A 10994-nucleotide genomic window follows, 5' to 3' on the forward strand; every position below is an offset into this window, starting at 1 on the left:
CTTACGCCTCCTCGTCAGAATTCTCTTCATCAGAAGCTAGAGGGTATCCAAACTCGTCTTTCTCGACACCAAGAGTTGGTGGAACTACCTCAAGTGCCTGAGCAATGCGTTCAGCCTCATCGGTAGTGGTATCAATTTTGAAATCAAGCTCAGGGGTAACACGCCAGTTCAGCGCATGACCCAAAAGCGAGCGAATCCTACCCTTTGCACGCTTGAGAGCTGCGAGGACCTTCTCGTAGCGATCAGGCTCACAGCTTACATACGCGCGCATAAAGGACTTATCAACCGAGACCTCACAGCTTGTGACAGTCACAAGCTGGAGATCAGGGTCGGAAATTTCAAACAAAAGGATCCAGCTAAGCTTTTCTCGAGCAATCTCATTGGTACGACGAGAAAACTGATTCTGTTTCATGCTGTCCCTTCTTACTCGGTACGAGCCACCTGCTCAATGCGATAGCCCTCAAGCTGGTCGCCAGGCTTGATGTCCTGGAAGTTCTCAAGGCCAATACCGCATTCATAGCCGGATTTAACGCTCTTAACGTCGTCTTTGAAGCGCCTGAGCGATGCAATCTTTCCGTCGTAGACAACAAAGCCGTCACGAATAAGGCGGATGTTATCGTCGCGAGAAATCTCGCCCTCAGAAATCATGCAACCTGCAGCAATACCAACCTTAGGAACCTTGAAGGTATCGCGAACCTCAGCAACGCCGGTCTGGACTTCCTGCTCAGTTGGCTTAAGCATACCAATACGAGCTGCGTCAATCTCTTCGATTGCCTTGTAGATGACGCTATAGGTTCTAATCTCAACGCCTACGCGCTCTGCAGCAAGCTTGGCCTTTGCATCTGGACGGACACCAAAGCCAATGATGATTGCATTGGATGCATCAGCGAGAACAACGTCGGTCTCGGTGATTCCACCAACAGCAGAGTGGATGGTGCTGATGCGAACCTCGGACTGGTCCATCTTGTCCAGGGAATCCTGGAGAGCTTCGATGGAGCCCTGAACATCAGCCTTGATGATGAGGTTGAGTTCCTTGACGTCACGGTCAGCCATGGTGTCAAAGAGGTTCTCGAGGGTAACGTGCTTAACACGGTTCTGCTCTTCAATACGAGCCTTAAGAGCGCGCTGGTCAGCAAGCTCTCGAGCGTCGCGCTCCTCCTGGAAGACGCGGAACTCATCGCCTGCGCCAGGAACGGTCTGCAGACCAAGAATCTCAACTGCGTCAGAAGGACCTGCGGTAGTGACTGCGTTGCCCTTAGGATCAAGCATTGCACGGACGCGGCCAAAGGCCATACCAGCAACAAGAGCATCGCCGATGTGGAGTGTACCGCGTGTAACCAAAACAGTAGCAACAGAACCGCGACCACGGTCAAGCTTAGCCTCAAGAACGTTACCAGAAGCAAAGGTGTCTGGGTTTGCCTTCAGCTCAAGGACATCTGCCTGCAAAAGAATGGTCTCGAGAAGATCGTCGATGCCCAAATTCTGCTTAGCGGAGATGTCAACAAACATGTTCTGTCCGCCCCACTCCTCAGGAATAACACCATACTCGGTGAGCTCCTGACGAACGCGGGTAGGATCTGCGCCTGGCTTATCAATCTTGTTGACAGCAACAACAATTGGAACGCCAGCTGCCTTTGCGTGGTTAATAGACTCAATGGTCTGAGGCATAACGCCGTCGTCTGCAGCAACAATCAGAATGACAATATCGGTAACCTTTGCACCACGAGCACGCATAGCGGTAAAGGTCTCGTGACCTGGGGTATCGATGAAAGTAATCTCACGGCCGTTAATGGTGACCTGAGAAGCACCGATTGCCTGTGTAATGCCGCCGGCCTCGCCAGCTGCAACGCCAGTGTGACGGATTGCATCCAGAAGCGATGTCTTACCGTGGTCAACGTGACCCATGACGGTAACTACTGGAGGACGTGGCTTCAAGTCCTTAGGATCATCGTAGAAAGTGAAGGAATTCTCCTCTTCCTTGGACATGATCTTAATCTGGCGACCAAGGTCATCAGCAACAATCTCAATAAGCTCATCAGACATAGTCTCGGTAAGCGTCAGAGGATTGCCAAGCAGGAACAGACGCTTAATGATGTCATTTGCAGAAACGCCAAGGAGCTCAGCCAGTTCAGAGACAGTAGAGCCCTGAGGAACCTTTACGGTATCAAGCTGGGAAATATCCTGGTCATTTGCAAGTGCTTCCTCAATACGCTGCTCCATAGCAGCCTCTGCAGCCTGCTTCTGACGACGCTCTTTACGCTTTTTACGGCGACCAGTGGATTCACGGCTTGCCTCTTCAATAGCAACGCGAGCCTCATCCAAAACGCGGCTTCTGTTGTAAGCCTCAGCCTCACGCGCCATACGGCTATAACGGTCTTCACCGTCATCTCCGCCACGACGGTTCTTCTTACGCTTACCATTTGGACGCTCATCAGACATGGAGGCGTCATCGCGCTCGTTCTTGAAGTTATGACGAGAAGGAGCACCACTTGCCTCGCTTGCATTAGCGCGAGCGTGGTTTCTAGGTCCCTTCTCGGCCTTCTTCTGAGCAGCGGACTCTGCTGCCTGCTGCTTCAAGACCTCTTCCTGCTGAGCAATCTGATCAAGCAGGTTATTGAAGGAAGGAGCAACCTTAGGAGCAGTGTCCTTTACGCGATTACGCTCAGCCTCTTCGGCCTCAAGACGCTTCTTCTCTTCCTCAGCGCGGCGGCGCTCCTCTTCTTTCTTACGAGCAGCCTCTTCTTTTGCGCGCTTCTTCTCTTCTTCAGCACGCTCAGCCTCACGCCTTGCCTCTGCAGCAAGACGCTCAGCCTCTGCTACCTCTGCAGCAGCCTTTGCCTCTTTGGCAGCAGCCTCTTCCTCGGCAGCCTTCTGAGCTGCGATTTCAGCGGCACGAGCCTCCATAATAGGCTGGAGTTTCTTACGAACAATAGAAATATATGCATCTTCAAGCGTAGAAGAAGCAGACTTTGCAGGAATCTTCATGTCCGCAAGGTGCTCGAGCAATTCTTTGCTCTGCATACCATATTCTTTGGCAAGGTCATGTACACGCATTTTTGCCATATATGAAAACCTTCCGGTTGACGGGATAGTTACAGGTAGTTGCTTAGATCAGTGAGTCTGGATCGGAAGAAATCTCTGCATTCTCCATGTCATCATGAATGCCACAGAAATCAGAACCAGGTCTTGCCATATTGCGGCAAGGAGTTCCGTTAGGGCTCACATACTTACAACGATGAGCAATCTCTTCCTCGTCAACAGTCTCTTCAACAACCTCAGGAAGGTTGTTCAAAATGCTTGCAGCAAGGGACTCGTTCTTGATGTCAATGTGAAGACCAGTCAGACGAGCAGCAAGACGAGCGTTCTGGCCCTCTTTACCAATAGCCAAAGACAGCTGATCATCAGGAACAATAACGGTTGCATGTCCCGTAGCGCCATCAACAATAACGCGAGAAACACGTGCAGGTGAAAGTGCAGATGCAACGCAACGAGCAGCATCGTCAAACCAAGGCACAACGTCAACGCGCTCTCCACGAAGCTCAGAAACTACGGTGCGAACACGGCTGCCCTTAGGACCAACGCAAGCACCAACTGGATCAAGGCGCTCGTCAACGGAAGAAACGGCAATCTTAGAACGGACACCGGCCTCACGAGCAATGGAGCGAATGCTTACAACACCGTCATAAACCTCTGGAACCTCAAGCTCAAAGAGGCGACGGATAAGATCTGGATGAGTACGAGAAACAACAATTGGTGGACGCTGACGCTCACCACGAACTGCTGGCTGAGTTGCATTAGGATCGCGGACGTCAACGATAATTGCCTTGATGCGCTGGTTGTGAAGGTAACGCTCGCCTGCTGGACGCTCATCGCGCTCATCAGGGAAACGGCGCTGATCAAAGTGTGGAAGCTCTGCCTCAACGCCCTCACGAATCTTAATGATGGTGAAATCAGGAGTGGACTGAAGAACAGTACCTGTGATGATGTCACCAATACGGCCACGGAACTCATCATAAATCTGAGCACGGGCAGCATTGCGCACAAGGGTCTTAATCTCTGCCTTAGCATGCTGTGCAGCAATACGGCTGGTATCTGGAGGAGTTACGTCTACCTCGTCAAACTCAGTGTACTCACCAGTCTCCTCATCTGGCTCACCCTTAGGAACAAGCTCATAGACGTAGACACGGCCGGTAGCCCTATCAATGGTGACACGGGCGCCAAAATCAAGATGGAGGACGTCAGCATAGCTTTTTGCCAGAGACTGCTCCAAACGGTCCAGAAGATACAACTCATCGATGTGCTTCTCCTGGCAAAGCAACATCAAAGCTTCCATCATTTCAGATGCCATGAATAATCCTCTCTATCTACTTCTTGGCTGAGGCCGAGAAATCAAAAACTGGTTTAATAACGCACTTCTTTAACTCAGACAAATCAACAGTACAGACTTCATCTTCTGTCTGGATTGAGATAGTTGTACCCTCAATGCCCAAGAGTTTGCCGGTAAATTTACGGCGTCCCTCTGTGGCGGTAGTCTGAAGCTGAATCTCTTCTCCTGCAAAGCGCTCAAAGTCTTTTGCGCGGCGAAGCGGACGAGCCATTCCTGGAGAAGAAACCTCCAAGGTAAATGATGCTGGGAAAGGATCAAGCTCATCTATGGTCTCTGAGATCCATGAAGTTTCTTGAGCAACCTCATCAAGAGAAATGGTCTCTGCTGTCTCATCATCATGGTCAATTCTTACTCTGACCACAGGATTCTTAGAAGAACCAACAATCTCAACATCAACAATATCAATGTGGTGATTGAGTGCAGCCTGCTCGAGTGCGGACAAGATTTTCTGTGTTGCACCTTCGTTTTGCATTTGACCTCCTCATCTACATACAGAAAGGAAGCGGGGTCAAAACTCAACCCCACTTCCAACTAATAACAACTACGTTTAGAGATATCTTACGAGATAAAGGGCTTCTCGTCAAGTGTTTTTGCTGTTAGGCAACGATATTCACAAGTCGGCCCTTAACAACAATGACTTTTCTAATCTCTTTACCCTCAAGCTGATCGGCAATTGCCTCAGTTGCGGCTGCAGTGAGCTCTTCCTCAGAAGCATCGGCAGCGACCTCAATGCGAGCGCGGACCTTACCCTTAAGCTGAACAGCAATTTCAACGGTGTTGCTCTTTGCCTGCTCTGGGTCAAACTCTGGCCAAGGCTGGTGATAGACAGGTGCGCCTTTACCCAGAGCCTCGTGGCTGAGCTCGTCTGCCCAGTGAGGAATGATTGGAGCCAGCATGGAAACAACATCATTTGCAACCTTGTAGCAAAGTGCAGCATCTCTGGACTCTGCAGGAACCTCGTTGATGTAGGCGCTTGCTGCATTAACCAGCTCCATAACTGCAGAAATAGCAGTGTTGAACTGGCCCTTGTCAAACTCGGTGGTACAGCGGATTCCCATAGCGTTGAGGACGCGGTTGAGCTCAAGCGACTTTGCATCCAAAGCTGTGTGGTCAAGTACGGCAGAAGCATCAGCGGTGCGAGAAAGCTCCCAAACTACACGCCATGCGCGCTTGATAAAGCGGTTTGCACCTGCAACGACCTTCTCGTCCCAGTCAAAATCCTTCTCTGGTGGAGCAACAAAGAGAATGGCAAGACGCATAGTATCTGCACCGTAAGGCTCAATGACAGAGCTTGGAGGTACCACGTTACCCTTTGACTTTGACATGGTGTCGCCGTGCTCATCCTTGACCATGCCCTGGGTCATCAGGTTCTTAAATGGCTCGTCAATAGCAATCATGCCCAGGTCGCGAAGGACCTTAGTAAAGAAGCGAGAATACAAAAGGTGCAGAATTGCGTGCTCAATGCCGCCAATGTAGTTATCTACTGGCATCCAGCGGTCAACTGACTCCTTAGAGAAAGGAAGCTCGGTGTTGTGTGGATCGCAATAACGCAGATAATACCAGCTAGAGCAAGTGAACGTGTCCATGGTATCAGTGATGCGCTGAGCGGGCTTGCCGCACTTTGGACAGGTGGTCTCTACAAACTCCTTGCACTCAGCAAGAGTATCTCCTGCCGCCAGATCAAGATTATCTGGAAGCGTAACAGGGAGCTGGTCATAAGGAACAGGAACGTCACCGCAGCAATCGCAGTGAATCATAGGAATTGGATTGCCCCAATAACGCTGCCTTGAGATGAGCCAGTCACGAAGGCGGAACTGAACAGTTCTACGTCCAACGTTGTGCTCAGTCAGATAAGCAACAACAGCCTCTTCTGCCTCGGAATGCTTACCACCACGGAGACCGGTAAAAGGACCAGACTGGACAAGAATACCAACGGTATCCATTGGTCCGTCCCAGTCAACGGAGGTTACCTTGTACTCGGAAACTCCCTTGAGCTCCTCGTAAATATCAGTTCCCTCTTCGCAAATGATAGGAACAATAGGCAGGTCATACTTCTTAGCAAAGTCAAAGTCGCGCTTATCGCCTGATGGAACACCCATAACGGCGCCAGTACCATAGTCGAGAAGGACGTAGTCAGCAACCCAAATTGGTACGGTCTGACCGGTGACTGGGTTAATTGCGTAACGGCCGGTGAACACACCGTGTTTCTCGCGGTCTGTACCCTGACGATCAATGGAAGAAACCTTTACGGCCTCCTCGTGAAGAGCGTCAAAGGCAGCCTTGTACTCTGAATCCCCTACCAGCTCAGCAGCAAGCTTAGACTCTGGTGGAAGCAGCATAAAGGTGCAGCCATAGATGGTATCTGCGCGAGTAGTAAAGACAGTCATCTTAGTGTCTGTTGGGGTGACACCATCAGTATCTGCCAGGGTAAAGTCAATCTCTGCACCCTCCGAGCGGCCAATCCAGTTTGCCTGCATAGCGCGAACGCGCTCTGGCCAACCCTCAAGCTGGTCAAGATCATCAAGAAGCTCCTGGGCGTAATCAGTGATGCGCAGATACCACTGTGAGAGCTCGCGTTTCTCTGGAACCGCGCCACAGCGCCAGCATTTACCGTTAACTACCTGCTCGTTTGCAAGAACAGTTTTGTCGTTAGGACACCAGTTAACAGGGCTTGTTGCACGATATACCAGACCCTTCTCAAGCATCTTAAGGAAAATCCACTGACCCCATTTGTAGTACTCAGGGTCACATGTGTTAAACATGCGGTCTTTGTCGTAAGCAAAGCCCATGCGGAACATGGTCTTTACAGCCTGATCAATATTCTTATGAGTCCACACAGAAGGCTGCGTATTGTGCTTAATAGCAGCGTTTTCTGCAGGAAGACCAAAGGCATCAAAGCCCATTGGATGCAAAACGTCAAAGCCACGCATACGAGCCTGACGAGCCATAGCATCGCCAATGGTGTAGTTACGAGCGTGACCCATATGAAGATCGCCCGAAGGATAAGGGAACATCTCTAGAACGTATTTTTTAGGCCTTGAGCTGTCTTCTTCTGTCTTGTAAAGATTCTGCTCTTCCCAAACACGCTGCCACTTAGTTTCAATAGCCTCAGCATCGTAGGCAGGAAAATCACCTGTATCGGATACGTTCTGTACTTCCTCGTTTTCCACGAGTTCCCCTTTCTTATAGCGATGCGTCACCAAGCAAAATACTTGGTGACGCCAGTAGTCCATACAACCTGTGGTTTATGAACGGAAATTGTAACTGACCTGCTGGTTTGAATCTTTCAGCAAGACGTCGTGAGCACCACCCTCAACAATTGAAGTTGAAGAGACAAGTGTAATCTTTGCCTTATCGCGGAGCTCAGGAATATCAAGTGCACCGCAATTACACATGGTGGACTTGACCTTCAAAAGCGATGCATCAACGCCATCCTTCAAAGGACCCGCGTATGGAACGTAAGAATCAACGCCCTCAACAAAGGAAAGACCGCGCTTGTTGCCACCAAGGTCGTAACGTTGCCAGTTGCGAGCACGTGCAGAACCCTCACCCCAGTACTCCTTCATGTAAGAGCCGTTAACAATAACGCGGTCAGAAGGGCTCTCATCAAAGCGAGCAAAGTAACGACCAAGCATCATGAAGTCAGAACCCATAGCAAGAGCCAAAGTCATGTGATAGTCGTAGACAATTCCACCGTCAGAGCAGATTGGAATATAGACGCCAGTCTCCTCAAAGTACTCATCACGAGCGCGAGCAACATCAATGACAGAGGTTGCCTGACCACGACCAATGCCCTTCTGCTCACGAGTGATGCAGATAGAACCGCCGCCGATACCAATCTTGATAAAGTCAGCGCCAGCCTCTGCCAAGAAGCGGAAGCCCTCAGCATCTACAACGTTACCTGCGCCAATCTTGACGGAATCACCGTAAGTTGCACGAACCCACTCAAGTGTGCGCTTCTGCCACTCGGAATAACCCTCAGAAGAGTCAATGCACAAAACATCAGCGCCTGCATCAACAAGCAGAGGAACACGAGTCTCATAGTCACGAGTATTAATACCAGCGCCAACCATGTAGCGCTTAGAGTCATCAAGAAGCTCATCTGGGGCAGACTTGTGGGAATCATAATCCTTGCGGAATACAAGGCTGACCAGATGGCCGTTCTTATCGACAATAGGAAGGGTGTTGAGCTTATTGTCCCAGATAAGGTCATTTGCCTCTTTAAGGGTGGTATCCTCAGCTGCGGTAATAAGCTTATCAGCTGGGGTCATAAACTCTGATACCAGCTTAGAGCGATCATCGCGAGAAGGACGATAATCACGAGAGGTAACAATACCTACGAGCTTACCGCGAGAAGTGCCGTCATCTGTGACAGGCATGGTGGAGTGACCAGTCTTCTCTTTAAGATCAAGCACGTCACCAAGGGTCATCTCTGGAGTAAGGGTGGAGTCAGAAACAACAAAGCCTGCCTTGTAGCTCTTAACTTCACGAACCATCTGAGCCTCATCCTCAGCGGACTGAGAACCATAAATAAAGGCAATGCCGCCCTGCTGAGCCAAGGCAATTGCCAGACGAGGACCAGAAACTGACTGCATTACTGCAGATACCATAGGAATGTTGAGCTCAATTGCGCTTTTCTCGCCACGTTTAAACTTAACAAGAGGAGTCTTCAAAGAAACATTTGCAGGGATATTCTCAGCTGATGAATAGCCAGGAACCAAAAGGTACTCAGAAAATGTGTGTGATTCGCCTTCGAAGAACTTTGCCATTGTTTTTGGCTCCCTCCTGACCTACCGGTCATGCTCAACGTGTTTTGGCATTGTACCACCAGTGGAGCTAATTATTTAATTTGAACTCCCACTTGAAGCAATAACATCCTCAAAGTTAACAGCAATGTCATGTTTTGTAGGAACCCACTCAACCTTTTTAAACAAAGCTGCGACGGTAATAGGGATATACGTCATCATAAAAATGGGGAACGTAAAGAGATTGGTAAAAATACTCCATTTCTTCTTTACGTGGAAATGCTTGTACTCCGAGATGGTGGTAATAAGCGCCAGAATAAAGAAGACCACGTACATCGAGAAAACCGTCATGACCAAAGATCCTACACTCATGGCAATCTCTGCATCGGTGGCAACAAAACCGTGACTCAAATAACCAACCAGCAGGTAGATGCCATTAATAAAGGCCGAGAGCAGCGTCAAGATCATGCCTGGAGCAACGGTCATGAGCATATCGTATGAAGCAAACTGACCCTTAAAAATACCCTTTATAAGATCAAAGCCATACGAGAAGAACACCTGGTAGAAGCCTTTTGTCCAACGCATACGCTGTGTCCACGATGCCTTGAAGGTCAAAGGCTGTTCATCAAAGAATTCTGCAGGCGCATAGCCAATTTGAATGTTATGTGCACTGCAGAAGATGGAGAATTGAATATCCTCGGTGAGGGTATGAAATTTCCATCCACGCATACCTTTAATAATGCGAGAAGAAACCATCCAGCCGGAACCAGAAATAGCACAGCTAGTACCCATCATCATACGGGCGTTATTCAAAAACTTTGCCTCGCGCATAAACCAAGTTGCATATGCAGAGCTTACCCAGCTGGAATCAAAATTCTTTGAGTTTCTGTAGCTGGTGCATACAAGATATCCTGCATCAAAAGCCTGATTCATAATCTTTAAGTAGCTTGGAGAAACCAGGTTATCGGCGTCCATAATAATGAATGCCTCGTATTTGTCTCCGTACTCATTAAGGATGCGGTTAAAGCCATAATCCATAACCCAGCTCTTGCCTTTACGAGCAAGGTCATTACGCTCCCAAGTAATTGCTCCGGCTTTTCTCGCTTCTTCTGCTGTTTTATCAGTACAGGCATCTGCAACAACAAAGACATCCATCAGCTCTCGAGGATAATCCTGAGAAAGAATGGACCTGACAAGGTTGCCAATAACTGGCTCTTCATTGTGGGCAGCAATAAAGAAGGCATAGCGGTGCTGCTTTTTTGCCTCTGGCAGTTTTACCTCGCCCTTAACTAAAACGCGAAGGATATACACAATCTGATAAAAGTATGCAAGTGTAAAGAAAAGCCAGATAATAAAGTTAAAAACAACGATTGGAGTGATACCGAGTCTGTTAAATTGCAATGGCATATATCCCTACGCTCCAAACTCAAGGCAAATATGTTTTATCAGCCAAAGTCTCTCGATAAACAATTACCTTACAATCTTAGCGCAACGAAAGGGTTAAAGCGCCCATGCCTTTGAATCTATTTTTCTCCCACATCAACGCACATACAATTGACCATCTTGGATATCGAGAAGAACGTCTGCTTCTTGATCTAGTTCATCAGAGTGCATAATCACCACGACAGTCCGACTACCTTTGAGGTTTGCGAGATATCTACAAAGCCTCTGAGCTGTTGGCGCATCTAAATTCTGTAGAGGTTCATCCAAAACAAGTGCCCCTTGTTTTCTGGATAGAGCTCTCAAAAGACCAATTTTTTGTCGCTCACCCAAAGAAACGGACTCCTCTTTTCCGTCAAAAGCATGCGTCTCAAGAGAGGAAAAATTGAGCAAGTTGTAAACCGTACGATCGATCTTTTCTT

8 protein-coding genes are annotated in these 10994 nt (G+C 48.8%); all 8 read right to left on the minus strand.

The annotated features are described in order from the left end of the window. Position 1: 1 nt before the first annotated feature. The gene (gene rbfA, locus HMPREF1493_RS02815; protein ID WP_035427691.1) at positions 2-412 is read right to left on the minus strand and encodes a 30S ribosome-binding factor RbfA; all 411 of its coding nucleotides are present in this window, start codon (positions 410-412) and stop codon (positions 2-4) included. 11 nt (positions 413-423) lie between these two features. Beyond that, positions 424-3063 carry a translation initiation factor IF-2 gene (gene infB / locus HMPREF1493_RS02820; protein ID WP_035427692.1) on the minus strand — a complete coding sequence of 880 codons (2640 nt, stop codon included), beginning with the start codon at positions 3061-3063 and terminating at the stop codon, positions 424-426. 43 nt (positions 3064-3106) lie between these two features. Further along, a complete protein-coding gene (gene nusA, locus HMPREF1493_RS02825; RefSeq protein ID WP_035427693.1) occupies positions 3107-4348 on the minus strand; it encodes a transcription termination factor NusA in 1242 nt (413 codons plus the stop codon). 16 nt (positions 4349-4364) lie between these two features. After that, positions 4365-4859 carry a ribosome maturation factor RimP gene (gene rimP / locus HMPREF1493_RS02830; RefSeq protein ID WP_035427694.1) on the minus strand — a complete coding sequence of 165 codons (495 nt, stop codon included), beginning with the start codon at positions 4857-4859 and terminating at the stop codon, positions 4365-4367. 124 nt (positions 4860-4983) lie between these two features. Beyond that, positions 4984-7557, minus strand: a complete 2574-nt coding sequence (gene leuS, locus HMPREF1493_RS02835) for a leucine--tRNA ligase (RefSeq protein ID WP_035427695.1) — start codon at positions 7555-7557, stop codon at positions 4984-4986. Positions 7558-7632: 75 nt separating this feature from the next. Continuing rightward, positions 7633-9156 (minus strand): IMP dehydrogenase, encoded by a 1524-nt coding sequence (locus HMPREF1493_RS02840; protein WP_035427696.1) that lies wholly within the window; start codon positions 9154-9156, stop codon positions 7633-7635. 75 nt (positions 9157-9231) lie between these two features. Next, on the minus strand, positions 9232-10539 hold the full coding sequence (locus tag HMPREF1493_RS02845; protein WP_035427697.1) for a glycosyltransferase family 2 protein: 1308 nt from the start codon (positions 10537-10539) through the stop codon (positions 9232-9234). Between the two features lie 132 nt (positions 10540-10671). Then, on the minus strand, positions 10672-10994 hold a 323-nt coding region (locus tag HMPREF1493_RS02850; RefSeq protein ID WP_156921377.1), incomplete at its 5' end, for an ATP-binding cassette domain-containing protein.

It is taken from the genome of Atopobium sp. ICM42b (assembly GCA_000564995.1).
Lineage (GTDB): Bacteria > Actinomycetota > Coriobacteriia > Coriobacteriales > Atopobiaceae > Lancefieldella.

Excerpts from the sequence above, each read along its gene's own strand:
- HMPREF1493_RS02840 (WP_035427696.1), bottom strand. The coding sequence starts at position 9,156 with ATGGCAAAGTTCTTCGAAGGCGAATCACACACATTTTCTGAGTACCTT.
- rbfA (WP_035427691.1), bottom strand. The coding sequence starts at position 412 with ATGAAACAGAATCAGTTTTCTCGTCGTACCAATGAGATTGCTCGAGAA.
- rimP (WP_035427694.1), bottom strand. The coding sequence starts at position 4,859 with ATGCAAAACGAAGGTGCAACACAGAAAATCTTGTCCGCACTCGAGCAG.
- infB (WP_035427692.1), bottom strand. The coding sequence starts at position 3,063 with ATGGCAAAAATGCGTGTACATGACCTTGCCAAAGAATATGGTATGCAG.
- HMPREF1493_RS02845 (WP_035427697.1), bottom strand. The coding sequence starts at position 10,539 with ATGCCATTGCAATTTAACAGACTCGGTATCACTCCAATCGTTGTTTTT.
- nusA (WP_035427693.1), bottom strand. The coding sequence starts at position 4,348 with ATGGCATCTGAAATGATGGAAGCTTTGATGTTGCTTTGCCAGGAGAAG.